This is a genomic window from Microvirga brassicacearum, assembly GCF_008757455.1.
In the GTDB taxonomy this organism is placed as follows: domain Bacteria; phylum Pseudomonadota; class Alphaproteobacteria; order Rhizobiales; family Beijerinckiaceae; genus Microvirga; species Microvirga brassicacearum.
Map to the genome: position 1 here is coordinate 1 of NZ_VCMV01000064.1, position 23,330 is coordinate 23,330.

A 23,330-nucleotide genomic window follows, 5' to 3' on the forward strand; every position below is an offset into this window, starting at 1 on the left:
CGAGGCTTTGGCGCAAACGGTCGGCTTCAGCGACCGCTAGCGTGTACTCGCTGCTAGCCGCCAGTCTCGTTCCGGCCCTCCAACCCTTGAGACTGACCCGACGCAACGTCCGAGACGGGTCATACACGGTAATACAGCGCGTCCTCCGGAAGGTCCGCTTGCCGGTCGCCGTCTATTGGAATCTGGGGGACTTCATGAAGCGGCTGCGGTCAGCGGACGTGACTGTGACGTCGAACATGTCGCCCTCGCGCTCAAGCGTCAGCGGAACGTCGATACCGGCCGGCCCAAGGACCCAGATCGCACGATAGAAATCTGCGAGCGATACAATTGCCTTGCCTGCGACCGCGTAAACATGATCGCCGGCCCGTAGACCTGCCCGCTGCGCTGGAGCATCGCCCGCCATCCCAATGATCATGACATGATCGCCCGCATCTTCTGTAGCGTAAAATCCAAGCCAAGGCCGTGGCGGGCGGTTGATACGGCCGCGTGTCAGGAGGTCGTCCAGAATCGGCTTGAGAAGGTCAATCGGCACGCTCATGTTGAGTGGCACGATGCGCCCGCCCGATGCTTGATGCTGAAGCTGGAGCGACCCAATGCCGACGAGATCACCGCGCGGCCCGATCAAGGCCGTGCCACCCCAGTTGGGGTGCGCAGGCGCCGTGAAGATCGCGTCGTCAAGGAGGTATTCCCAGTAGCCTGCAAATTCCTGGCGGGTGACGACCTGTGCCGCAAGCGAGTGGGAACGCCCGCCGGCGCCGCCGACCACGACCGGGTCGCCGGAGGCCAAGCGCCGCGAGTCGCCCAGCGCCAACACCGGTACGCGCAGCGGTGCAAGGGCCTGCACAAGACCAAAACCGCTCTCGTAATCATAGGCAAGCGCATGGCCCTGAACGAGGCGGCCCTCATTTGTCGTAAGCCAAACCTCTTCGGCCTCGGTAATCAGGTATCCGATGGTCACGAGGAGACCGTCGTCACGGATCACTGCGCCTTGACCTGCTCGCTCCGTACCGAGCGTCTCGGCCGTGAACGCATCGGCTGGGATCCTGGCACGCAAGGACACAACGGCATCCAGCGCGCTTTGGAGGTCGTAGGCAAACGCCCTCGGATCCGGCTGAAATTTCTGCGGGATTTGCCATTCGTCCGGCGATTGCATGTGAGACTCCTCAGATCCCCCTTGTCCTTGGCATGCCTGTGTTGCTCACCCCAGCGGACCTTAGACATGACTGTTGAGCGCATCGTCCTGCAAGGCTGCAAGAACTATCTCACGCTCAAGCCCGCGCTGCCACATTGATAAGAAACGTCTGTGGAGCCGGTATTGTGCCCCACTCGCACTTTCGGAGAGGGTCATACACGGTAGCACCGCGCGTCCTCCGAAGGTCCGCTTACCAGTCCTTGGCAGAAGTTCGATCAACTTCCGGTTAGTGCCACAAGCGGTCATTCGGTCAAGATCGGGGTCGGCGATCTTCTGCATCAACCTGTGCCGTGCATAACCTTGCCCAGAATGGTACTAGGTTCGGGATTGATCCTTCCGACCAGCGAGGCGGCGCATGTCTGACATGAAGAGCCGGACCATCGGCTTCGGCCACAGGATCGCGCGCTATGTCTCTCCGGACGTGGCCGAGGCGCTCACCCGACGCGGCGGGACGGCATTCGGAGATCCGGCGACCAGGACGGTGGCCGTCCTGTTCGCGGACATCGTCGGCTTCACCAAGCTGACCGAGACCCTCTCGCCCGAGCGAACGTTTGCCTTGCTGCGCAGCTTTCAGGAGCGCAGTAGCGCCGTCGTGTTCAAGCATGGCGGCACGCTCGACAAGTATCTGGGCGATGGCTTCATGGCGACCTTCGGCTCCATCGGCCTGCAACCGGACGCGCCGGCGCGCGCGCTCGCCTGTGCCTTCGAACTCCAGCATGAGATTGACCGCTGGAACCGGAAAAGATCCGGTCGTGGTGCGGATCCCCTTCGTGTGTCGGTTGGCATCCATTGCGGTCCGGTGACGGTGGGAAATCTGGGCGGCAGGGAGCGCATCGAGTTTACCGTTGTTGGTGACGTTGTGAACGTGGCGAGCAGGCTCGAGGAGAGGACCCGGGCGGTGGGCGGCTCGATCATCGCCTCAGAGGATTGCATCCGGGCGGCGGGAGATCCGGAGTGGAGCATGAGGTTCCAGTCATCCCGCGAGATCCAGCTCCGGGGCCGACAGCAGAACATCCTCGTTCATATCGCAACGTGAGTGACCCTGAATTCATCGGCGGGCCGGACACCTTCCGGACATTCACCGCATTCATGAGCGAGAACGATAAGTCCTATCGAGATTGGAAGGCTAATCGCAGCCAAACTGGCACCTACGTTATGTCAGTGGAGCGCGGCTGCTGTCGTGCCGATGGCTCAACGCGATCGAGAGGACCTGGACATGAGACTGATTGCAGCGGCACTGACGTCGCTCTCCCTCCTTGGTGCATCACTGGCCCATGCCAATCAGGCCCAAAGCACTCCATCGGCGACCTCGATCGACATCAGCCGGGTTTCGCCAGCGCTGGAGAAGTACGCCATTAACACGATCCAAGAGGGTCTTTGGAAACGGCCAGGTCTCACGCTCCGCGACCGCAGCATCGTTACCGTCGCGACGCTTATCGCGCGCAATCAGGCTGACGAGATGCCACGTCACATTGCCCTCGCGCTCGACAACGGCGTCAAGCCCGCCGAGATCTCAGAGATCATCACTCACCTCGCCTTCTACTCAGGCTGGGGGAATGCCATGTCGGCAGTTGCCGCCGGGCAGGATGTCTTCACCCAGCGAGGCATCGGCGCCGACCAACTTCCCGCGGCCTCGCCGCAACTGCTTCCGCTCAACGAGGCCGCCGAAGCCCAGCGGGCCACAGGTGTGCAGCAGAACTTTGGGCAAGTTTCACCGGGTGTCGTGCAGTACACGACTGATCTCCTGTTCAAGGACCTGTGGTTGCGCCCGGACCTCATCCCCCGCGACAGGAGCCTCGTCACGGTCAGCGCCTTGATTGCCTCCGGACAGGTGGCCCAGATTCCGTATCACCTGAACAGGGCCATGGATAATGGTCTGACGAAGGAGCAGGCTTCGGAAGTCCTGACGCACATCGCATTCTATGCCGGCTGGCCGAACGTGTTCTCGGCGCTTCCCGTGGCCAAGGGTGTCTTCGAGGGCCGCCGCTGATAGCCAAGGCCTTCGCGACCGCCTTCGGGTGGATTGACGAGTGGTCCGACCGAAGGGTGATCGGATCCACTTCCCCCATGGCTGTCGTCGCGCAGCGAAAGATCGAAAGGAACTTCCAGATGCCAAGCAGCCTACATCGTGACAATCCCGACTATGCCGTCGATGTGATAGATGGGGCCAAACCGATCGGCCCACAATTGGTCGTGGCATCTGCGCTCCTCACCGTTCTCCTGGCCGGAATGTCGGCCATGGATATCCCCATGCAGCCACGGGACCTCTACGTCGCCGGTGAGAGCGGGACCGAAAGCCTACCCGCACCGGAAGCCGGGCTGCTGTGCTCGATCGGCGACAAGGTCAGGGGGTGGGTTACCATCACGATATCCTAGCCGATCGACCTCACCGCCAGCCCCCGACAAGTTCGGCAATCCCCGATGACGCAAGCATCGACCAGGGGTGCGGCGGACCCTCATTCTGGTCACCCGATCACGGCGGCCCCTTCCGCTGTAGGTACTCTTTCCACAACCTGGCACAGGAGACAGGACAGACATGAGGAATCTTCTCGGCGCCACCCTTACGCTCGCGCTTCTCGCCGTAACCCCAGCCGTTGCGGAGAGCACCGTCATTTCGCCAAACGGCTCGCGTCCCTCCGCGAAGGGACCTGCACAGACCTTCACCGGATCGGTGACTGTCGACCCGCTGTACGCCGCCAACGAGCACACGACGTCGTCGGGCGGTCACGTCACCTTCGAGCCAGGTGCGCGCTCCGCATGGCATACCCATCCGGCCGGCCAAGTCCTCATCGTCACGTCCGGCACGGGTTGGGTGCAGGAGGAAGGTGGCCAGAAGCGGGAGATCAAGCCTGGCGACGTGATCTGGACGCCGCCCGGTGTCAAGCACTGGCACGGAGCCACCGCAACGACCGGAGTAGGCCACATTGCCATCACGAACATGCTCGACGGCAAGAACGTCGACTGGCTTGAGCACGTCACCGACGAGCAGTATCGGTGATCCGGGCAAGTCTGGGCTACCAACCGGGATCGGAGGACGGCAGCCAGGATCGACGCGATTGATGAGCCCGCCTCATAAGTACAAGCGAAGGAGCGTGTCTAATCTCATCACCTCGTCTGGACTATCTTCTCGACAGTCAAAGGAGATCCAGACATGAACATGAAGATTGATACCAAAGCCTTGGTGAACCGGAAGGTCGGCCTCGACCGGCGCAACCTCCTGAAGATGACGGGCACCGGTATGGCCGCTTTGAGCGTTGGTATAGCTGCCTCGGGTCAAGCCGTCGCGCAGTCGCAAGTGAATCTCAGTGACACGTGGGACAAGACCTTCGCCAAAAGCGATAAGGTTGGCCATAGGAAAGTCACCTTCAAGAACCGCTACGGCATCATCCTAGCGGCAGACCTGTACCAGCCGAAGAACGCCAGCGGTAGGCTGGCGGCGATTGCTGTCAGCGGCCCCTTTGGTGCGGTGAAAGAACAAGCGTCGGGTCTTTACGCGCAAACCATGGCCGAACGGGGTTTCGTCACGCTGGCATTCGACCCTTCCTATACCGGGGAAAGCAGTGGCGAAACGCGCAACATGGCTTCGCCGGACGTCAACACCGAGGATTTCAGCGCTGCCGTGGATTTTCTTGGCCTCCAGCCGAACGTTGACCGCGACCGCATCGGTGCCATTGGCATTTGTGGTTTCAGCGGCATGGCACTGACCGCCGCCACCAGCGACTCGCGTATCAAGGCGGTCGCCACAGCTTCCATGTATGACATGTCTCGCAGCATGAGCCGCAGCCATAAAGACGGTTATACGATGGAACAGCGCCAGAAAGTCATTGACTACATCAGCCAGCAGCGCTGGGTCGATGCTGAAAGCGGCAAATATGCGCTGGGTTATCACGAAGTCCCGATTGACGAGAAGGGTAATATCGTGAAAGGGCAGCGTGTACTTCCTGAAACCCTGCCCGCAAATCCTGACCCGGTTCTGGTCGCTTTCTTCAACTACTACAAAACTCCGCGCGGTTTCCATCCAAAGGGCATCAACTCGACAACAGCCTGGACCGCCACGACCCCCATGTCGTTCTTCAGCTTTCCGATGTATGCAAACATCGAGATGATTTCCCCGCGCCCGGTTCTGCTGGTGGCAGGAGAAAACGCCCACTCACGCTATTACTCTGAAGATGTCTACAAGGTGGCTTCCGATCCCAAGGAATTGGTGATTGTGCCAAATACAGACCACGTTGATCTTTATGACCAGATGGACAAGATTCCGTTTGATAGGCTGACATCGTTCTTCAAACAGCACCTGGCTTAAATGCGCGCCGTCTGATGGCCTGAATTCAATCGAGCGCCAACTTCTTGGCCGCACCCGTCCAGCCGGACAGATGCGGCCATTTCCGTGAGCCTGCGGGCATGGAACAACAGAGCATCCCTTGGGAGATCAAGTACGCAATGATCGTGCTCCACTTCTGCGTGAAGCGGTGCCGGGACCGATCGCTGCACCATGTCAGAACCTCGAGGGGAGTCACCATATGCAACATCGAATTCTGATTGCAGTCGGCCTCGCGCTGATGCTGAAAGGAAATGCAATGGCGCAAGAGCGCATTCTGATTTCCTCCGAATGGGGCAATGTCACAGCTGATCTGGTCGACAATGACGCGACGCGGTCGCTCGTCCGGATACTGCCGCTCACGATCGACATGTCCGATCATCTCCGCCAAGAAAAGACCGGCAACCTGCCGTCGCCGTTGCCCGGGGGCTCGCGGCAGCAGGATTTCTCGACCGGAACACTCGGCCTCTGGGGTCCTGATCACTTCGTGATCTACTATCGCAGCGGCCGTGTGCCCCAGCCTGGCATCATTATCCTCGGCAACATGACAGGCAATGTTTCGATCTTTGATCGTCCCGGTCCGGTCACCGTCCGACTCGAGCGTGCGAAATAAAGCGCATCCAGGCAAATTATCGGACATGCGGTTATGAGTTCTTGGGTGTTCGCGAAGCACCAAGCCGGCCAGCATTCGCTCATTGGTGTGTTCTCTCCTGAACATCGTTATATTTGATCATATGTCCATGAGAGGAATTCCTGGGTGCCGCGTGAGAACATCAATGACTTGATCGCCTTCCTGGCCGTCGCCCGGGAGCGCAGCTTCACCCGGGCCGCAGCCAAAATGGGCATCTCGCAATCGGCTCTGAGCCATACCATCCGCCTGCTCGAGGCCCGGCTCGGCATCAGGCTTCTCACACGCACGACCCGCGCCGTCTCCGTCACGGAAGCCGGCGCGCGCCTGCTTGAGAGCATCGGCCCGCACTTCGACGAGATCGAGGCCCAGGTGGAAGCCCTCAGCGAGCTGCGCGACAAGCCGGCAGGGACCATCCGCATCACGGCGGCCGACTATGCGATCAAGTACGTTCTCTGGCCTAAGCTGCGACGCTTCCTTCCGAACTATCCGGACATCAATGTCGAACTCGTTCAGGACAACGGGTTGACCGACATCGTCACCGAGCGTTTCGATGCCGGCGTACGCATGGGCGAGCATCTCGCGAAGGACATGATCTCCGCCAAGATCAGCCCGGATCTCCGCATGGCAGTCGTCGGCACCCCGTCCTACTTCGCCGAGCGCCCGAAACCGCTCCACCCCAAGGACCTCGTCGGCCACACATGCATCAATTTCCGCCTTCCGACATCTGGTGGCTTTTACCAATGGGAGTTCGAGGATGACGGGCGCGAGATCAAGATCCGTGTTGAGGGTCAACTGGCCTTCAGCAACAGCTTCGATGTCTTGGAAGCGACACTCGACGGTTTCGGGCTGTCCTACATGATGGAAGAAATCGTCCGACCATACATCGCCGAGGGGCGGCTCGTGCACGTCCTCGAGAAGTATTCCCCCTATTGGGACCCCTACTATCTCTACTATCCGAGCCGCCGCCAGTCCTCGCCCGCTTTCGTTGCCTTGGTGGAGGCGCTGCGCCATCGGGGATGATCCCGGATATTCGGGAGCTGGGCGGGCAGGCTCACGCACGTGCCGCATCTCTTGACGCGGCTTCGCCGGCTTGCCGCTCTTGCTGCAAGGCTTTGGGTGCGGTACGGCGACTTCCCAGCACCATCATTCCATAATGGGTGATGATGGCCGGAAGGCTCACCACCCCCGCCCAATGTCCGAAGAACGGTGTCACCGCGGCGGTGAAGTCCCAGAAGTCAAGGCTGTAGGTGAACGTCAGTTTGCCCCATACCCCCAGAACTGAGAAGCTCCACAGGCCGAACCCAGCCAGGAGTGCCGCTGCGATGCGGAGCACCAACGTTCTTGCAGAATCCCCCAGCGAGAGCCTCAAGGTCGTGCGCACCATCGCCATGACCCGTGACCAGTGCAGCCCGAGATGGGCGCCGACGATGACCATCACTCAGTACGCTGCAAACCAGTGCACATCGCGCAGGTAGATGCTGTCCGGAATGGGAAGGAACTCGAATACCGATTTCGAGATCACAATGCTCGTCACCAGGAGGACCAGCATGGTCGCGATCAGCAGCAGATGGAGCACGAGCGTGATCGTCCGGCGCGTATCGTACCGTCCCCTGAGCAGGTTCCTGAACCAAGTCCGGTTCACGGCGATGTGCCAACCGGACAACGCGAACAGCACCGTGCCGAAAATCTCGTGTGGCAGGTTTTCCAGCCACCAATAGGCGAGCGCGAGCAGCAGGAGAATGGCCATTGCGGCAGGCAGCACAAGCCGCTTGAGGACAATCACCTTCATGATGGCGTGCTCGCTTTCAAGAGGAATGCAGGCGCCATCATTTGAAGCTGAGCGCGTCGGTGAAGGTGAACATGAACTGCCGGTCCTGGCGGGACTGATGGCACGAGTAGCAACGGGCCGTGTTCTCATCGCCCTTGATCGAGCGATCCGGCCAGAACCACTGATATTGCCAGTCCTCCGGTCCGTCGCCCATCTTCTCAGACACGAGATACCGATGCAGGACATCGCTCTGGTAGTCGACGAGGACAACATGCGTTCCCGTCGGCACCGGCTGGCTGGCCTTGATGGCATCGAGCGCGGCACGGCTGGTAAGCATGTGCTCACGGGTCACGCCACGGCGAACCGTCGTGTAGTGCTCGAGTTGCTCGAGCGGCGGGAACGTGACTGCATTCGTCTCGGCACGGGCTGGCGTCGGCCCCTTGCCGTCCGGCAGTATCAGGTATCCGCACACAGCAGCCGTTGCGACGGACACCGACGACAATCCCAAACGCCAAATCCTTTGCTTCATCCGACACATGTCCTTTCCTCGCCAGGTCAAAGCCTGGTCGCGATCGGACAGTAGCAATCAGAGCAGCCATGAATTAGGGGCGTTGCGGCGCATGAGCCTATTAGCTGGGCTCATCAATCGCATTCTGAAACGGAAGGACGGGATCGGTGCCTGATCGACGATAAACCGGCGTCTGGCGGCAGGGAATTGATGATTCTTGCTAATAAGTCCATGCGCCTTTCAGCACCTAATCGCCTTCCAACGAGCGGCCTATGTTCAGGTCCGAGTGCCACGCGCCGCTGGACCTTCTTCAGGGTTCGCCGGCTATGGCTGCCGTTCCCTTCTGCGGCTCTGGGTCTTGCCCACTGCGCACAACGAGATTTCGAGAACCTAATGTCCATAGGCTTCGCTTCCGCAAGCGACACGATACTTGACCGCACGCCAGCTTGGGGCGCGGTCCTTGCCATGTCGCTGTGCTGCATGGTGCTGGTCGCCTCCGAATTCATGCCGGTCAGCCTCCTGACGCCGATAGCCTCCGACCTGCACATGACAGAGGGCCAAGCCGGACAAGTCATCTCCATCTCAGGCATCTTCGCCGTGCTCACGAGCCTGTTCATCTCGGGTCTGACGGCGAGGTGGGATCGGCGAACCGTCCTGCTCATCCTGACCCTGTCGCTCATCGTCTCCGGTTCGGTCGTAGCTTTCGCGCCGAACTATACGATCCTCATGGCTGGCAGGGCCGTCCTCGGCATTGCCATCGGCGGGTTCTGGTCGATGTCGACCGCGGCCGTGATGCGCCTCGTTCCGGAGGAACGTGTGCCCCGGGCGCTGGCAATCCTGCAAGGCGGGACCGCACTGTCCGCCACCCTGGCGGCACCGCTCGGGAGCTTCCTCGGCGGATATATCGGATGGCGTGGAGCCTTCTTCTGCGTGGTACCCCTGGCAGCCATTGCGCTGGCTTGGCTGCTGGCGAGCCTGCCCTCCATGCACTCCGAGCGGCCGACGGGTTCAGGCAACGTGTTCAAGCTGCTCCGCAAGCCCGTGGTCGCCTACGGCATGGCGGCGGTGACGCTCTTCTTCATGGGCCAGTTCGCTCTTTTCACTTACCTGCGGCCCTTCCTTGAGGCGGTGACCGGTGTCGATGTGTCGACATTGTCTCTGGTTCTGCTTCTCCTCGGAACAGCGGGCTTGGTTGGGACCTTCCTCATCGGATCCTTCCTGAAGAACAGCACGTATGGTGTCATGATCGCCATTCCGCTTGCGATGGCCGTGATCGCCGTCGGGCTGATCGCCCTCGGAAGTCAGATCGGGGCCACAGCGGCCTTGCTTGGTGCCTGGGGATTGGTCGGCACCCCGGCTCCCGTGGCGTGGAACACTTGGCTGACCCGGACCCTGCCCGAGGACGCTGAGGCTGGCGGCGGGCTGATGGTCGCGGCTATCCAACTGGCGATCACGCTGGGTGCGACCGTGGGCGGCATTCTGTTCGACGTGAGCGGCTACCAGAGCACCTTCGCCGCCAGCGCAGCCATGCTGGTCGCTGCTGGCCTCCTAGCCTTCGTGGCGAAGCGTGCGGGGTCGCCCGCACGGGAGTGAGCTGCCCGGGACCGGACCGGACCAGCGGTCGGCACGACGTCGGGTTCCGTGCCCAACCCATTTACCAGCCCTGCAACCTGCCAACCAACGAGTGGAATAACACCATGGCAAGCTTTCGTTACAAGACCTTCGGCTACGCCGCCCCATCTGCCGGCGCCCGGCTCAAGCCCTTCTGCTTCGAGCGTCGTGCGTTGCGCCCGAACGACGTCACAATGGAGATCCTCTATGCGGGAGTCTGCCACTCGGACCTGCACTGGGCGCGCAATGACTGGGGCTGGTCGAACTACCCGGTCGTGCCTGGCCACGAGATCGTCGGGCGTGTGATCGAGGTTGGCCCCAAGGTCACTCGCTTCAGGGCGGGTGACCACGTGGCGGTCGGATGCATGGTCGATAGCTGCCAGCATTGCGACCAGTGCCGCAGAGGCGAGGAGCAGCTCTGCCGCGAAGGTAACACGATGACCTATGGCGGCCTTGACCGCATCACGCAGGAGCTGACGCAGGGCGGCTATTCCAAGCACGTGGTGGTCCGGCAGGAATTCGTCCTACGCGTGCCCGAAGGCCTGGATCTCTCCCGGGCAGCCCCGTTGCTGTGCGCGGGCATCACCACCTATTCCCCCCTGCGCACCTGGAATGTCGGTCCGGGCAGCCGTGTAGGCGTGATCGGCTTGGGCGGTCTCGGCCACATGGCGGTGAAACTCGCCTGCGGCCTCGGTGCTCAGGTGACCGTCATGAGCCGCACGCCCGACAAGCGCGCTGACGCACTCGTACTTGGAGCCGACCGCCTTCTCGTCTCGACCGACCCGGACGCATTGATGCAGTCCGCCAACGGCTTCGATCTCATCATCGATACTGTCCCGAACAAGCATGATCTCAACCCGTACCTCCCGCTGCTTGATGTGGACGGCACGCTGGTGATCGTGGGCCAGGTTGGCCCGCTCGACGAGATGTCATCCGTGCCGCTCCTGCTCGGGCGGCGGCGTGTCGCCGGCTCGCCTATCGGAGGCATCGCCCAAACGCAGGAGCTGCTGGAATTCTGCGCCCGCAAGAACATCCTGCCCGAGTCCGAAACGATCCGAATGGACCAGATTAACGAGGCTTTCGAACGGATGGAGCGCTCCGATGTGCGGTACCGCTTCGTGATCGACATGGCATCGCTAACGGAGCCCGCGGATGCTACCTCTTAACCGAGGGAGCAGCGAACCCCTTCGAGAAGATCTCCGATAAGACAAAGCGGCCACGCGACCTATAGCTCGCGTGCCTAGTGCCAATAGCCTGGCGAGTAGTGCTGCTCAACAGCTCGCATACATACGGGTCAGGGCGGATATCGGGGCAAAGAACGGGACGTCCGACTTCCCCTTAGTAAGCTGACGAAGATCCTCGGAGGACGCCTGGACTGGTTTCCTGCCGGCAAGCGCGGCCAAGGTTTATTGCGGGGGCTTCGCTTCATGAGCACTGCAATGCAAAACTGTATCGCTGACCAAGCTGGCCGAGCCACCACACCATGGAACCGGGGGCAAGCTGATTGGACCCAAGCCGCGTCTGAAAGCTAAAGAGATCTGGTCCATTGGGGTCAGGCTCCAGGTTGCTCATCGCATCCGGGATTTGATGCTCCGCCTTTGGGTAGTCTCGTCGGACTACACGGATGACCTCAGGATCGGTCAGGAGATCCTGAAGACGACCGACGAGTCCTATCGAAAGCTCAGGAACACGCTGCGCTAGATGTTGAGGAACTTGGCGCATTTTGAAGGCACGCCAGTTCCTTACTAGGACCTGCCGGAACTCGAGCGATTGATGCTTCATCGTCTGGTCGAGTTCGATGAGGTCGTTCGTCGAGGGTACGAGGATTACGAATTCCGCAAGGTCGTGAGCGCGTTGTCGCATTTCATGTCCTCCGACCTCTCGGCGTTTTATTTCGACGTACGCAAAGACGCGCTCTACTGCGATACCAAGTCCTCCTCGAAACGCCGGGCTGCCTTATCCGTAATCGAGGTGTTATTCGATTGCCTCGTTAGGTGGCTCGCGCCAATGCTGCCGTTCACGATGGAGGAAGCATTCCTCGAAAGGCGCCCTTCGTCCGTTCATCTCGAACAGTTCCCCGAGGTGCCGCGCGAGTGGCGCGGCCACGAACTCGCTCGGCGATGGGCTGTCGTTCGCCGCGTGCGCCAGGCGGTCAATGGCGCGATCGCGGTGAAACGCACCGAGCGGCATGTGGGATCGACGCTGAAAAACGCTCCCCGCGTATTCCTCGCCCCAGACGTTTTAGCGAAATTGAGCGGGATCGACATGGGGGAGATCTGCACCACTAGCGAGATGACTCTCTCCTGCGAGACGGCGCCGGAGAAACGCTACACGGCCGATCGGGTATCGGTTGTCGTCGAGATGGCGCCCGGGCGTATATGCAGGAGATCGTGGAAGATCGATCCCCACGTAGGAAGCGATCCCGAATTTCCCGACCTGACGGTGCGTGACGCCGCGGCGATGAGGGAGTAGATGGAAGGGCGGTCCGTCGTCTGACGGATCGCGTGATCGACGGCGGAATTGCGCTTGACGTTGCATTTGGCTCGTTTTTCCGTCGTCATTTGTCCGAGTTCGCGCGACGCCTCCGCCTACGTAGTGGGCACCCGCGCGATACGAGTCCTTATGAAGGGTTTGAAATGGCCAACAGCTATTGCGTCCGCGTGTGCCCGAACGGCGCAGCCAAGCACACGATCAGGGACGAGAAGGGGCACCAAGGCTGGCTTGAATACAATGCCACCGCGCGACCGGGCAATACACTCTTCGTCATCGGCGAACTCGTACCATCAAAATACGGATCGATGCTGTCGGAAGATCAGGTCGACTACGTCGCTGCCGTTCTCAAGGCGGAGATCGCCGCGGGGCGGCACGACCTGTCGAAGCCGCAACCCGTACGACCGCAGCAAGAGCGCATTGGCTCCAGTTGGGACAAATGGATCGGCTATCCGCCGGAATCGTCGAGAGCGTCCTTCGCCCTTCCGCCAAGAGAGTTAAAGGATTCGCAATCGATCGCGCCCGCCGCTTTCTGATCTTCGGTCCCTTGACTCGGTCTCGCGAACGAATCCCCACTAATCTTCATTGGATGCCGCGGCAGGACTCATTCAACCGTTTATTTGGACCCCATAAAAGCCTGATTGTTCCAGCCGACCCCTCGCAACGAGCGACTTCTGGGTCGGCACTTTTTGGGCATTTGACCTTTTGAAACCAGGCGAGAGCACAGCCGCCAAAGGGCCAACACCTCACGAGTGGACTTTTCTACAAGGCACTTATCCATCGCGACGTCATGCTTTCAACGTCGGAATACGGAGCCGGTTAAGCGCTTTCCGCTGTGCTTGTCGAAAACCATTCCGGACGAGTCTTTTACCCGTAGGCCGATAGTGTCTCCGACGGAACAACTATGTCTCTCATTGAAGACAATGGTGATAATCTGGCCCGCCAACTTTGCGAGGACATGAGTTTCAGCACCCGTCGGTTCGACGAGAATAATCTCCGCAGGATATCCAGCGTCGGAAAGAATGAAGTGCTCGGGACGGATCCCTAGCACGGCTGGATGCCCGGATCCCTCGACAAGGTCCTGCGCGATCGCAAACTGAGTTCCGTCAGTAGCTGCAAACAATTTGGTTCCTTGAGCATCTTCGATCGAACCCTCGAAGAAATTCATTGCCGGGGACCCGATGAACCCGGCTACGAAAAGGTTGTCCGGTCGATCGTATAGATCCAGCGGCGCACCGACCTGTTCGATCAAGCCTCGGTTCATCACCACGATCTTATCGGCCATTGTCATGGCCTCAACTTGATCATGTGTCACGTAGACTGTTGTGGTTTTTAGGCGCTGATGCAGACTTTTTATTTCTGCGCGCATTGACACCCGCAGCTTTGCATCAAGATTGGAAAGTGGCTCGTCAAATAAGAAGACTTTAGGATCACGGATGATAGCCCGGCCCATCGCGACCCGTTGCCTCTGCCCTCCGGAAAGCTGGCGTGGATATTGATCGAGTTTATTCAACAGATCCAGGAGTCCCGCCGCGGATTTGACCCGCTCGTTCTGAGTATCTCGCCCGACGCCTTTAAGCCTCAAAGAGAAAGCCATGTTCTCACCGACTGTCATGTGCGGGTAGAGGGCATAGCTTTGAAAAACCATCGCAATGTCACGATCTTTCGGCGACAGATCGTTGACTACTCGATCGTCAATAACGATTTCACCGGTGGTGATATGTTCCAGTCCGGCGATCATCCTCAAGAGAGTCGACTTCCCGCAGCCGGAAGGACCCACCAGTACGACGAATTCGCCTTCCTCGATTTCAAGCGTAACACCGTGCAGGATGTCGACGGGACCAAATTTCTTGCGAACATCGCGGATTGTAACCGGTGCCATTCTTCATCCTCATCGCAGGATCGATCTTAGTGACCGTCAACTCTCGATAGCCACAATCTGACCGGTTCTCACTGACTGATCGGCCGCAAGGACGATGCGCAGGCTCTTCACGCAATCCTCCATATGTTCTGATAGGTCGACATCGTTATCGATTGCGTTCAGGAGGTAGCGTTGTTCCCATTCGCATAGGTCGTCATGCCCGGGTTCGTCACTGGTATCCACCAGATCGTCGCAGCGTTTGAAAGCCCCGGATGTGTCGAGGTCGGCGTGATGAACCCGGATTCGATTGGTCTTCGTGTGCTGATCAATGCCGGATGACTCTACACCGTCCATAGTCTCCGTCATCGCGATGCTCACTGAGCCATTGGGGCCGATGACGTCTTTGATGAAGAAAGCTGTCTCGCTCATCATTGGTCCCCAACCCGCTTCGTACCAGCCAACCGAGCCGTCATCGAACGACACCTGAAAATGTCCGTAGTTGTACATTCCGGGCGCAATCTCGTCTGACAGCCGGGCTCCGAGGGCGTGGACGCGCAGAGGTTTGGCCTTCGTGATCTGACACCAGACATCGACATAGTGGACACCGCAATCCACAATTGGCGACATGGACTTCATCAATCGCTTATGTGCCGCCCATTCGGGCCCGCTTGACTGCTGATTCAGGTTCATGCGGAATACGTAAGGGCTGCCAACACCGCGCGCCAGATCGATGAATTTTATCCACGAGGGGTGGTGTCTCAGGATATAGCCGACCAAAAGTTTGCGGTTTGTCGTTCGGGCTGTATCAACGACTTCCAACGCGTCGGCGACTGTTTCAGCCACTGGCTTTTCAACGAAGACATGCGCTCCCGCCTTCATAGCTTTGATGGCAAACGGCGCGTGGGTATCGACCTGCGTGTTGATAGAGACGATTTCAGGTCTTAGTTCGGAGAGGGCAGTGTCGAAATCGGCGAATGTTCGGACATTTGCGAGCTCAGGGGGCAGAACGCGCTGCGCGACGCGTCGCTCACAAACTCCGACCACTTCGAACCCATGGATGCGCGTATAGGCAAGCGCGTGCGACATGCCCATATTGCCAAGGCCTACCACGAGAACTCGTTTTCGCTCAGTCATGCCGATGCTTTCGTTTGTCTCAGATGGGAAGTCGCCTTCGAGCTTCTCCGGGCAGGTGAAACGTCCATAGAAGTTGGCCTCGATCCTTGGATCTAGAGGGCCGACAACCATTCTTTAAGCTGGTCCTTGGCCTTCAAAATTCCAGCATTGCGGGTGTCGCCCTGAAATTCGGTTTCTATGATCCAGGGCCCGTCGAAACCGATGGCCACCAGCTTTCTCAACAATGCAGGATGGTCGACTTGGCCTTCGCCAAGCTGGCTTTCCTTGCCGAGCTTCTTGCTATCGACAGGATAGAGGCCATCCTTGATATGCACCTGACGAATGTAAGGAGCCAGAATATCAATGGCATCGACCGGATTGGCCTTTCCATAGACGATTAGGTTCGCCGCATCGAAGTTAACGCCCACATTCTCCATCCCCACATCCTCGATAAGACGGAGAAGCGTCGTGGGCGTCTCCTGCCCGGTCTCGAAACAGAAATCCTGCCCGTTGGATCGGCAATGCTCTGCGATCTCCCTGACAACCGGAACCAGCGACTTGTAAGTAGAATCATTGCAGTCCTCAGGAACGAAGCCGATATGCGTCATGACCATTTTAACGCCAAGAGAGGCCGCGAAATCCGACGCGTATTTCGTCAGGGCAACCCTCTCCTCGCGTAGATGCGGGGGTACTAATCCCGTGGTGATCGGACCCTCGACAAAATCCCAAACCACGTGCCCCGACCAGCCGGCCCAGAAGCCGGTGACCTCGACGTCCAGCCGTTTCATTTCTTTGCGAAAATGATCTCGGATTTCATCCGTGAGCATGCCCGGATTGTACGCAGATAAGTGGCACAGGTTGAAACCAAGGTCATGGACGCCGGAAATGATGTCTGAATGTTCGTTTCGAATTTTGGTAACTAGACCCAGTTTCTTGTCGATATTGCTCATTGCTTATTTCCAGTCCCTTGCAGATGCACAGCCGCCTAACCTTTGACGGCACCCATAGTCAGGCCCCTCACGAGAGCCCTTTGTACGAAGAAATAGAAAACCAGTACGGGAAGCATGGCGAGCACGGCGGCTGCCGTCAGCTCGCCCCAACGCACCTCCTCGTAGGAGACCCAGTTATAGATCCCAAGTGGCAGCGTCTTCGCGTGCCGGTTCGTTAGGATCATCGCGTAGAGAAACTCATTCCAGGCGTAAATGAAGGAGAAGATCGCCGATGTCGCGAGACCTGGAAGACAAAGAGGGAGCACCACGAAACGAAAAGTCTGCCATTGGCTGCATCCATCGATCCGCGCTGCTTCTTCGAGCTCTAGAGGTATCTCCAGGATGTAACTGCGCATCATCCAGATCACGAATCCCAGAATGATTGTGAGGTAGACAATGATGAGCGCCGTATAAGTGTCTTTCAGCCCAAGGTTCGTGAAGATGACGAAGAATGGAACGATGAAGGCGACCGGTGGGATCATTCGGGTGCTGAGGATGCCCAGGAGCAGGCTCCGCTTACCGCGAAATCGCATGCGAGCCAGCATGTAGGCGGCTGGGACGCCGAGGAGCAGTCCGATCGCGGTCGCGGAAAGGGTCACGATGAGACTGTTTTGGGTATAAGCCAAAAGCGACCCATCGCTCCAGACGGTCTGATAATGTTCGAATGTAGGCGTGAAGACCCATTTCGGCGGCATGGCGAGGGCGTCCGCGCGCGTCTTCAGTGACATCAGGAACGCCCACAATATTGGCATGATGAACACAATCGCCACGATGATAAGGCCGATCGTGTTTAGGACATCGCCAAAAGAGACAGGACGATCGTTATGATGTGCACTAGCCAAGTTTCACGTCTCCCCATCGTACAATGAGAATGGTCGTAATGAGAACGATGGCAAAAAGAACCATCGCGAGCGCGGACGCGTAACCCATGCGAAGGAAGCTGAAACCCGTAGCGTAAACGTAGAGGGCCAAAGTTTCCGTTGATGTACCAGGGCCACCTCGCCCGACGATGTAGAAAACGTCGAAGGTCTTCAGAAGCGAGATGACGCGAAAAACGATGCCGACCATCAGGATCGGCTTAAGCAACGGCAACTTAATCGCCATGAAGACCTGCCACGGATTGGCCCCATCGATCATGGCGGCCTCCGTCAGGTCGTCAGGAAGGGTGAGGAGCCCGGTGAAGATAATGAGGACGAGTTCCGGGGTATGTTGCCAGACCTCGACCAGAATTAGCGCTGGCAACGCCTGGTTCGGACTGTATATCCACTCGAATGGCCCAAGCCCCACATATCCCAACAGATAATTGAGCAGCCCAAGGCTTGGGCTGAACAGCAATCGCCAGACGAATGCCACTGCGATTGGGGTGACGATGATCGGTAGCAAGATCAGTCCACGTAAGGCTCCAAGGCCCCAGCGCTGGCGTATCAGCATGAGAGCGATGCCAAAACCCAGTGCCACCTCGATGGCGAGCGAGACGGTCACGAAGATGGCGGTGCGCCCTAGCGCGGCCCAAAACCTTTTGTCGAAGATGAGCTCCGTATAGTTCTCAAGTCCATTAAAGCCTCGATCATAGCTTCGAGGCAGGTAGTAAGATTGGAAGCTCGTCGTGATCGTGTAGAAAAGCGGAACGACATTAATGATGATGAGAACTATCAAGGCAGGAGCGAGAAAGCTGGCGGGCAGCAGCCAAGTTCGCATTCTCGTCAGAGCGTCGGACGCAACGGATCTCATCATCTCACTCGTGATTAGACGGCAGATTGAGGAAGTCGCATATCAAGTGCGAGATGATGAGTCATAACCCTACTTTGAGCGCGCCAGGGCCTTGTCCATCCTTTCGGCCGCCGCCGTCAGGTTGGTTTTCGCGTCAGCCTGCTTCAGGATCGTCGCGTTCACGGCACCGCCATATATGTCGAGCCATTCGTCGATCGCAGTGATGCGAGGCGGTCCGGGTGTTGGCTCGACGGGCATCATCGACTTTATGGTGGCGTCAGCCCATGCGGCCGGATACTTCTTCTTCAAGGAAGGTGCCTCGAAAACCGATTTGCGCGCGCCAATTCCTGCGGCCTCACCAATCTTCAAGCTCGTTTCCTTACCTGTAATCCAGGACAGGAAGAGTGCGGCACCGGGCTTGTTTTTTGAAGAAGCGCTCATGCTGAGCATCCAGGCACCGGTGTTGGCCATTGCACCTGCCGGTCCCGCAGGCATGCCCGCGTAGCCGACCTTGCCTGAGACCGTAGATTTCTTTGGGTCTTCGATCTGCGACATGAAGACGGAAGCATCTAGGTACATAGCGGCCTTGCCCTGCTGGAAGTCAGACACCGTTTCGTACCAAGTGTAGTTGCCTACGCCGACCGGACCCGCGTCCTGAAGGAGTTTGGCGTACATGGTGATGGCAGCGATAGCCTCCGGGCTATCGAAAGTCGCCTTAGTCGGGTTTGCGGCGTTGTCGAAAATCTTGCCGCCGTATGACCAGACGAAACCACTGCTGTTCCATGCCGTGTGGATCTTCTCGCCGCGCAAGAGGATACCAGCCATTTTGCCTGGATCGTTTAGCTTTACGGCTGTCTTGTAGAGCTCATCGAAAGTGGTCGGAACGGCGAGCCCGGCCTTTTCAAGAACGTCCTTTCGGTAATACAAAATTTGGGCTTCGCCGGTAATCGGCAGCGCAAATCGCTTGTCGTTGATGAAAGTGTTCTTGGTCAGCGAGGGCAGAAAGTCATTCACGTCATAGGCTGCCGCATCGACGAATTTTGGATTTACCAGGTAGGCGTCGAGAGGCTCGACCCAACCGGCCTTGCTGTACTGAACGATGGATTGATCCATCATCACCACGTCGAAGGTTCCTGCCCCGGATGAGAGATCAACGAGGCGCTTATTCATATATTCGTCTTGCGAGTACGACTCGACCTGCACCTTGATCCCAGTCAGTTTCTCGAACTCTGGAATGAAAGGAAGTATCGTATCCGTATACACGTGCTTGTTCATGCCCACGAACAGAGACGTGCCCTTAGCTTGTTGCCAATCGATGCTTCCGCTCTGCGAAAGCGCCATCGTACTTGCAAATGGGAGTGTTAACGCAGCAATTCCAAACGCGCGGTGCAACAATCGTCTTCTTGACGGATAGTCAGCCATTTTCAGCCTCCGGAGTTGTTGGTCGTGGGTCCTTTACGCAGTAAAAATCATCCGTCTCGCTGTATGTTGACCTATGCCATGCTGCGAGTTTGTATTGCTCGATGTAGTGGGATCATCGCCCCGGCGACGAACGTCATCGTGCGGGTGCCAACAGACTGCAAAAGGCAAACTCGAGGCCAGTCTTGCACGGACGTGAGCCTGAGGCTCGACGGTGTGAGATGAGTAGGGAAATGAACCCCACGAATCCATTTCTCTTGAGCGCACGGTCTGCAAATCATCGACTAATCGCCCTGAACATGCCAGACGCCGGTCTTCATCGCTTGGTTGCAGTGAAGCCTCGAATGTGGGATATTTGTTCTTCAAAGAATAAAATAGTCAAGCCTCATTTTTCGATTTGATCGCAACACCCGGATCTTGATGTCGCAAACAGCAAACGGACGTCTTTTGGACTCGCTCATCAGATTCGGGTCGATGAGCAGGGCTGAGGCCACATTGGACACTCAGCTCGCTCGGAGCGCTGTCGGGGCCGCGATAGCGGATCTCTCGCGACTGAATCTCGTCAAAACATTTCCGGCGGTCGTGGCGCCCGGCGTTGCGGGTCGTCCCTCTCCCCGCCTTGAGCTTAACCCCAGTGGGGGCTACGCGATTGCCTTGAATGTTCGAGCCGAAGCGATCGAGATCGCGACCGTGGATCTTTCACGTAACATCAAATCGTATATGGAAAGATCGGTAAATGTGCGGGAACTTGGCGCAGCAGAGGCCCTGTCAACGATTGCCGAGTGTATCCGAAGTATCGAGGCGCCTGGCAAATCGCCCCTTTGCGGAATTGGAATAGCGCTTCCGGGAATCGTTGGAAGGGATAACGCGATCGCCAGAAATGTCTTGGCGTTGGACTGGCACGACGTACCTGTCGTGTCGGTCTTGAAGCAACATATTGGATCTCAGGTTCCTATCACCATTGATCATGACGCGACATTAGGTGCATTAGCCGAATACAGTTGTGGCGCTGGCAGGGGCGCTGGACGTCTCTTGTATCTGACGTCCGAGCCTAACGGACTTGGTGCAGCAATGATTTCTCGTGGGCGAAGCAACGGTTCCACGGGTGACCATATGCTTCAGGCTGGCCATCTCAGTGTAAATCCCTCCGGTAGCCGGTGCGCTTGTGGTTCGCGAGGATGTCTCGAACTGTTTGTCAGTGGGCGCGCGATCGAAAATGCAATTGGTGGTGTGGGAAGCGGTACACCGGGCGAAGTAAGTGCCAAGCTCTCTACATTTACGCTAAAAGAACGGACTCATTTTCTGCGTTCCGATTGTATAAATGCTCTCAAGATTGGCCTTGTCAGCCTCATCAATACGTTGGCGCCTGACCGTGTCGTATTGGCAGGTGCGCTCGCGCCGATCGCTGCTCATTTTCCATCGATCCTGACTGAGGCACTCGCTATGTCAGTCGTCGCCCGGACAGAACCCGTCACGATCGTGCCCGCGGCACTGAACAACGCGATGTTGATCGGCGCTGCGGAACAGGCCTTAAGAGGCTTAAAGAACGATCCGATACTTGTCTTAGAAAAATCAAGGAGGACAGGTGACAAAACATGATGGCGATCTAGTAGATTGAATCGGACGCTTGGTACCCGCCCGAGACCATCCACACGGCTCGGGGAAGAGTGGCGCGGCCGCCGGTTTCAGACGTTCGGAAGGTCGCCGGTGGTTGGCCTTCGAAAGTTGGTTCTCGGATGACTTGCGTGCGGTTCGCTCTCCTATCGGCCGGAACGCTCGCAACGTCAGGCGATCGAGGCAACCGGAGTCGCGCTCGTCTTCCTGCCTCCCTATAGTCCCGACTTCGAGGCGCCTGCGAAAAGCCGGCGAGCGAACTCTCGAAGAGCTCCGGCGAGCCATCGGCACAATCCTCGACGCCTTCACACCCGACGATGCGAATACTACTTCAAAGCTGCTGCACATAAGCCTAAACAAAATGAAAATACTCTAGCTAAGCCGCCGCGATTGGCGCGAAATGATAAGACTCGTCCTTCTGATTGGGAATATACCCTGATTGCGACGGCGCTTCGGAGCGTTGACGTCCGTTTGCCCATGTGGAGGTGCCAACGAAGATTACTCGCTGGTCTGTCACGTTCGGCGGAGCTAGCTCACTCGCGGGCGCTGCAATGAGCCAATCCGCCTGGCCGAGAGCGGAGCGTTTCCGGGAATCGGTGAGGGTCTGGAGGATTTCTGGCTCGCGACCGACGCCTACGTACTTGGAAAATACCCCCTCGTGGAATCAACCATCCCATTGGAGAGAATCGATGAAGATTACCCGTCGTGCCGTTACTTTAGGCGGATAAAACAAGTATACCGCGACCTTTGCAAAGGGCGAGACGCCCCGTCGAGGGCTTCTGGTCAATCACGATGTAGATGATTGACACAGCCCGTTGTTTTTATTCGCTGGCCGACTTGGCAGCACTCTTTATGACCCTGTCGATCAGAACGCCCCGCAATCGCCCTTATTATGACAAGCGGTACACGATCGATCACTTCCAAACGAAGCTTCTGAAATTGGCTTCCGGGTTTCAAACGGGTGCCGGTGCCCGAGTGGCGCAGTTGAGGCATAAACAACTTCGGGGCTTTCTCGACGAGTTTATGGATGAGATTTAGCAACTCTTGAGGGTGGAACTGGATGACGGACCTCACAGAAGACCCTCTATACCGCGATCCGGATCTGGCCCAATTCTACGACCTGACAAACCAATGGTGGGTCGACTTCGATTATTGCACCTCGCTCGCATCTAATGCGGCTTCTGTTCTCGATTTAGGGTGCGGAACAGGCGAGCTGGCTGTGGCGCTTGCCCAGGGGCGGCGGGTGATTGGCGTTGATCCGGCGGCCGCCATGTTGGAAGTCGGGCGTAACCGTCCAGGGGGTGACAAAGTCACTTGGGTCCAAGCCGATGCACGCACTGTGCGATTGGATGAACGGTTCGACCTCGTCCTCCTCACCGGTCACGTATTCCAGGTCTTCTTGACCCAGGAGGATCAGAAGGCCGCTCTGGCGACGATTGCAACCCATTTGAACCCGAACGGCCGATTTATCTTCGACAGCCGCAATCCCAGGCTTCGTACGTGGGAAGGCCGGAACCGCCACAACAGTCTGCATCAGCTCGAACATCCGCAGCTCGGTACAATCGAGGCTTGGAACGAGCCTACCTATGACGAGGCCACCAACATACTGACCTATGAGAATGGCTACCGGGTTCTTGCGACGGGCCAAGCATTCTCCGCATCAGCACAGATCCGCTACACGTCACAGGAAGAGCTTGCGGCCTCAATTGCAGCGTCCGAATTGGTGGTTGAGACGTGGCTCGGGAGTTGGGAAGGGGATCCGTTTTACCCTGAGGCTAAGGAGATCATCCCAATAGGTCGGCTAGCCTGAGATCTTGGCGAGCCTGGAACGGGACGTTATGGAATGTAGAGCCGAGTGGGAGAACTAATCAGAGAAGGTCTGAAATGGGTCAAACCCGGTCGTAGAACGGAACCGGTGGAGGGTCCGCTTTCCCATCTTCCTTGGACCTTCTACGTAGCCAACGTGTTTGGAGAGTCCCTCGAATGAGGTGGGCTTCAAATCACCGGTTGTAAATCGATGCCTCGCCAAATCTCCATGGCAAGTCGCTTACCGGGCGCTTGGTGGTCTTTGCTACCGAATGCCGGTTAATCCCAAGGCGACCGTAT

At 58.1% G+C, this 23,330-nt stretch carries 23 protein-coding genes and 1 pseudogene; 14 read left to right on the forward strand and 10 right to left on the reverse strand.

Annotation, left to right across the window (positions count from 1 at the left end):
* Positions 1-172: 172 nt before the first annotated feature.
* Entirely contained in the window at positions 173-1,153 is a 981-nt protein-coding gene (locus FEZ63_RS22120; protein WP_150948869.1) for a S1C family serine protease, read from the reverse strand.
* A gap of 394 nt (positions 1,154-1,547) precedes the next feature.
* On the opposite strand from FEZ63_RS22120, the gene FEZ63_RS22125 reads away from it, so the two are divergent.
* The 7 genes from FEZ63_RS22125 (at position 1,548) to FEZ63_RS22155 (ending at position 7,161) form a co-directional block, all read left to right on the forward strand.
* Positions 1,548-2,228, forward strand: a complete 681-nt coding sequence (locus FEZ63_RS22125) for an adenylate/guanylate cyclase domain-containing protein (RefSeq protein WP_244622934.1) — start codon at positions 1,548-1,550, stop codon at positions 2,226-2,228.
* A 180-nt stretch (positions 2,229-2,408) separates the two neighbouring features.
* Positions 2,409-3,182 (forward strand): carboxymuconolactone decarboxylase family protein, encoded by a 774-nt coding sequence (locus FEZ63_RS22130; protein WP_150948871.1) that lies wholly within the window; start codon positions 2,409-2,411, stop codon positions 3,180-3,182.
* Positions 3,183-3,301: 119 nt separating this feature from the next.
* Complete coding sequence (locus tag FEZ63_RS22135) at positions 3,302-3,568, forward strand: hypothetical protein (protein ID WP_150948874.1); 267 nt, start codon at positions 3,302-3,304, stop codon at positions 3,566-3,568.
* Positions 3,569-3,728: 160 nt separating this feature from the next.
* On the forward strand, positions 3,729-4,190 hold the full coding sequence (locus tag FEZ63_RS22140) for a (R)-mandelonitrile lyase (protein ID WP_150948877.1): 462 nt from the start codon (positions 3,729-3,731) through the stop codon (positions 4,188-4,190).
* A 159-nt stretch (positions 4,191-4,349) separates the two neighbouring features.
* Positions 4,350-5,495: an alpha/beta hydrolase gene (locus FEZ63_RS22145; RefSeq protein ID WP_201274260.1), complete on the forward strand. Its 1,146-nt coding sequence runs from the start codon at positions 4,350-4,352 to the stop codon at positions 5,493-5,495.
* Between the two features lie 217 nt (positions 5,496-5,712).
* Positions 5,713-6,123, forward strand: a complete 411-nt coding sequence (locus FEZ63_RS22150; RefSeq protein ID WP_150948884.1) for a cyclophilin-like fold protein — start codon at positions 5,713-5,715, stop codon at positions 6,121-6,123.
* 144 nt (positions 6,124-6,267) lie between these two features.
* On the forward strand, positions 6,268-7,161 hold the full coding sequence (locus FEZ63_RS22155; RefSeq protein ID WP_150948887.1) for a LysR family transcriptional regulator: 894 nt from the start codon (positions 6,268-6,270) through the stop codon (positions 7,159-7,161).
* Positions 7,162-7,192: 31 nt separating this feature from the next.
* Here the strand turns inward: FEZ63_RS22155 and FEZ63_RS25295 are convergent, their stop codons facing one another.
* The 3 genes from FEZ63_RS25295 to FEZ63_RS22165 are packed head-to-tail and all read right to left on the reverse strand — an operon-like array spanning position 7,193 to position 8,438.
* A complete protein-coding gene (locus FEZ63_RS25295) occupies positions 7,193-7,579 on the reverse strand; it encodes a hypothetical protein (RefSeq protein WP_201274254.1) in 387 nt (128 codons plus the stop codon).
* The gene (locus FEZ63_RS25300; protein WP_201274255.1) at positions 7,580-7,930 is read right to left on the reverse strand and encodes a DUF4405 domain-containing protein; all 351 of its coding nucleotides are present in this window, start codon (positions 7,928-7,930) and stop codon (positions 7,580-7,582) included. It abuts the gene before it with no gap.
* 37 nt (positions 7,931-7,967) lie between these two features.
* On the reverse strand, positions 7,968-8,438 hold the full coding sequence (locus FEZ63_RS22165) for a cytochrome P460 family protein (protein ID WP_150948890.1): 471 nt from the start codon (positions 8,436-8,438) through the stop codon (positions 7,968-7,970).
* Positions 8,439-8,810: 372 nt separating this feature from the next.
* On the opposite strand from FEZ63_RS22165, the gene FEZ63_RS22170 reads away from it, so the two are divergent.
* From FEZ63_RS22170 to FEZ63_RS22185, 4 genes are all read left to right on the forward strand, one after another.
* On the forward strand, positions 8,811-10,010 hold the full coding sequence (locus FEZ63_RS22170) for an MFS transporter (protein WP_150948893.1): 1,200 nt from the start codon (positions 8,811-8,813) through the stop codon (positions 10,008-10,010).
* Between the two features lie 104 nt (positions 10,011-10,114).
* Positions 10,115-11,194: an NAD(P)-dependent alcohol dehydrogenase gene (locus FEZ63_RS22175; RefSeq protein WP_150948896.1), complete on the forward strand. Its 1,080-nt coding sequence runs from the start codon at positions 10,115-10,117 to the stop codon at positions 11,192-11,194.
* A 607-nt stretch (positions 11,195-11,801) separates the two neighbouring features.
* Complete coding sequence (locus FEZ63_RS22180; protein ID WP_150948900.1) at positions 11,802-12,500, forward strand: class I tRNA ligase family protein; 699 nt, start codon at positions 11,802-11,804, stop codon at positions 12,498-12,500.
* A gap of 32 nt (positions 12,501-12,532) precedes the next feature.
* Positions 12,533-13,054: a hypothetical protein gene (locus FEZ63_RS22185; RefSeq protein WP_150948905.1), complete on the forward strand. Its 522-nt coding sequence runs from the start codon at positions 12,533-12,535 to the stop codon at positions 13,052-13,054.
* 260 nt (positions 13,055-13,314) lie between these two features.
* Here FEZ63_RS22185 and FEZ63_RS22190 read toward each other — a convergent pair whose 3' ends face one another.
* The 6 genes from FEZ63_RS22190 to FEZ63_RS22215 form a co-directional block, all read right to left on the reverse strand.
* Positions 13,315-14,400, reverse strand: a complete 1,086-nt coding sequence (locus FEZ63_RS22190; protein WP_150948908.1) for an ABC transporter ATP-binding protein — start codon at positions 14,398-14,400, stop codon at positions 13,315-13,317.
* A 36-nt stretch (positions 14,401-14,436) separates the two neighbouring features.
* A complete protein-coding gene (locus FEZ63_RS22195) occupies positions 14,437-15,513 on the reverse strand; it encodes a Gfo/Idh/MocA family protein (RefSeq protein ID WP_150948960.1) in 1,077 nt (358 codons plus the stop codon).
* A 92-nt stretch (positions 15,514-15,605) separates the two neighbouring features.
* On the reverse strand, positions 15,606-16,442 hold the full coding sequence (locus FEZ63_RS22200) for a sugar phosphate isomerase/epimerase family protein (RefSeq protein WP_150948918.1): 837 nt from the start codon (positions 16,440-16,442) through the stop codon (positions 15,606-15,608).
* Positions 16,443-16,477: 35 nt separating this feature from the next.
* Complete coding sequence (locus FEZ63_RS22205) at positions 16,478-17,323, reverse strand: carbohydrate ABC transporter permease (RefSeq protein ID WP_201274256.1); 846 nt, start codon at positions 17,321-17,323, stop codon at positions 16,478-16,480.
* Positions 17,316-18,179 (reverse strand): carbohydrate ABC transporter permease, encoded by an 864-nt coding sequence (locus FEZ63_RS22210; RefSeq protein ID WP_201274257.1) that lies wholly within the window; start codon positions 18,177-18,179, stop codon positions 17,316-17,318. The genes FEZ63_RS22205 and FEZ63_RS22210 overlap by 8 nt, the downstream gene beginning before the upstream one ends.
* A gap of 102 nt (positions 18,180-18,281) precedes the next feature.
* On the reverse strand, positions 18,282-19,613 hold the full coding sequence (locus tag FEZ63_RS22215) for an ABC transporter substrate-binding protein (protein WP_150948925.1): 1,332 nt from the start codon (positions 19,611-19,613) through the stop codon (positions 18,282-18,284).
* Positions 19,614-20,264: 651 nt separating this feature from the next.
* Here FEZ63_RS22215 and FEZ63_RS22220 point away from each other — a divergent pair.
* The 3 genes and pseudogenes from FEZ63_RS22220 to FEZ63_RS22230 all read left to right on the forward strand — a co-directional run bounded on the left by FEZ63_RS22220 (position 20,265) and on the right by FEZ63_RS22230 (position 23,034).
* Positions 20,265-21,209, forward strand: coding sequence for an ROK family protein (locus FEZ63_RS22220; protein WP_201274258.1), 945 nt, complete (start codon positions 20,265-20,267; stop codon positions 21,207-21,209).
* An 813-nt stretch (positions 21,210-22,022) separates the two neighbouring features.
* Positions 22,023-22,262 (forward strand): annotated as a pseudogene (locus tag FEZ63_RS22225) (HD domain-containing protein); the annotation flags it as partial.
* A 22-nt stretch (positions 22,263-22,284) separates the two neighbouring features.
* Positions 22,285-23,034: a class I SAM-dependent methyltransferase gene (locus tag FEZ63_RS22230; RefSeq protein WP_150948934.1), complete on the forward strand. Its 750-nt coding sequence runs from the start codon at positions 22,285-22,287 to the stop codon at positions 23,032-23,034.
* Positions 23,035-23,330: the final 296 nt, after the last annotated feature.

Coding starts and splice junctions, on each gene's coding strand:
- FEZ63_RS22120 (WP_150948869.1), bottom strand. CDS start 1,153: ATGCAATCGCCGGACGAATGGCAAATCCCGCAGAAATTTCAGCCGGAT.
- FEZ63_RS22125 (WP_244622934.1), top strand. CDS start 1,548: ATGTCTGACATGAAGAGCCGGACCATCGGCTTCGGCCACAGGATCGCG.
- FEZ63_RS22130 (WP_150948871.1), top strand. CDS start 2,409: ATGAGACTGATTGCAGCGGCACTGACGTCGCTCTCCCTCCTTGGTGCA.
- FEZ63_RS22135 (WP_150948874.1), top strand. CDS start 3,302: ATGCCAAGCAGCCTACATCGTGACAATCCCGACTATGCCGTCGATGTG.
- FEZ63_RS22140 (WP_150948877.1), top strand. CDS start 3,729: ATGAGGAATCTTCTCGGCGCCACCCTTACGCTCGCGCTTCTCGCCGTA.
- FEZ63_RS22145 (WP_201274260.1), top strand. CDS start 4,350: ATGAAGATTGATACCAAAGCCTTGGTGAACCGGAAGGTCGGCCTCGAC.
- FEZ63_RS22150 (WP_150948884.1), top strand. CDS start 5,713: ATGCAACATCGAATTCTGATTGCAGTCGGCCTCGCGCTGATGCTGAAA.
- FEZ63_RS25300 (WP_201274255.1), bottom strand. CDS start 7,930: ATGAAGGTGATTGTCCTCAAGCGGCTTGTGCTGCCTGCCGCAATGGCC.
- FEZ63_RS22165 (WP_150948890.1), bottom strand. CDS start 8,438: ATGAAGCAAAGGATTTGGCGTTTGGGATTGTCGTCGGTGTCCGTCGCA.
- FEZ63_RS22170 (WP_150948893.1), top strand. CDS start 8,811: ATGTCCATAGGCTTCGCTTCCGCAAGCGACACGATACTTGACCGCACG.
- FEZ63_RS22175 (WP_150948896.1), top strand. CDS start 10,115: ATGGCAAGCTTTCGTTACAAGACCTTCGGCTACGCCGCCCCATCTGCC.
- FEZ63_RS22180 (WP_150948900.1), top strand. CDS start 11,802: ATGCTTCATCGTCTGGTCGAGTTCGATGAGGTCGTTCGTCGAGGGTAC.
- FEZ63_RS22190 (WP_150948908.1), bottom strand. CDS start 14,400: ATGGCACCGGTTACAATCCGCGATGTTCGCAAGAAATTTGGTCCCGTC.
- FEZ63_RS22195 (WP_150948960.1), bottom strand. CDS start 15,513: ATGACTGAGCGAAAACGAGTTCTCGTGGTAGGCCTTGGCAATATGGGC.
- FEZ63_RS22200 (WP_150948918.1), bottom strand. CDS start 16,442: ATGAGCAATATCGACAAGAAACTGGGTCTAGTTACCAAAATTCGAAAC.
- FEZ63_RS22210 (WP_201274257.1), bottom strand. CDS start 18,179: ATGCGAACTTGGCTGCTGCCCGCCAGCTTTCTCGCTCCTGCCTTGATA.
- FEZ63_RS22215 (WP_150948925.1), bottom strand. CDS start 19,613: ATGGCTGACTATCCGTCAAGAAGACGATTGTTGCACCGCGCGTTTGGA.
- FEZ63_RS22230 (WP_150948934.1), top strand. CDS start 22,285: ATGACGGACCTCACAGAAGACCCTCTATACCGCGATCCGGATCTGGCC.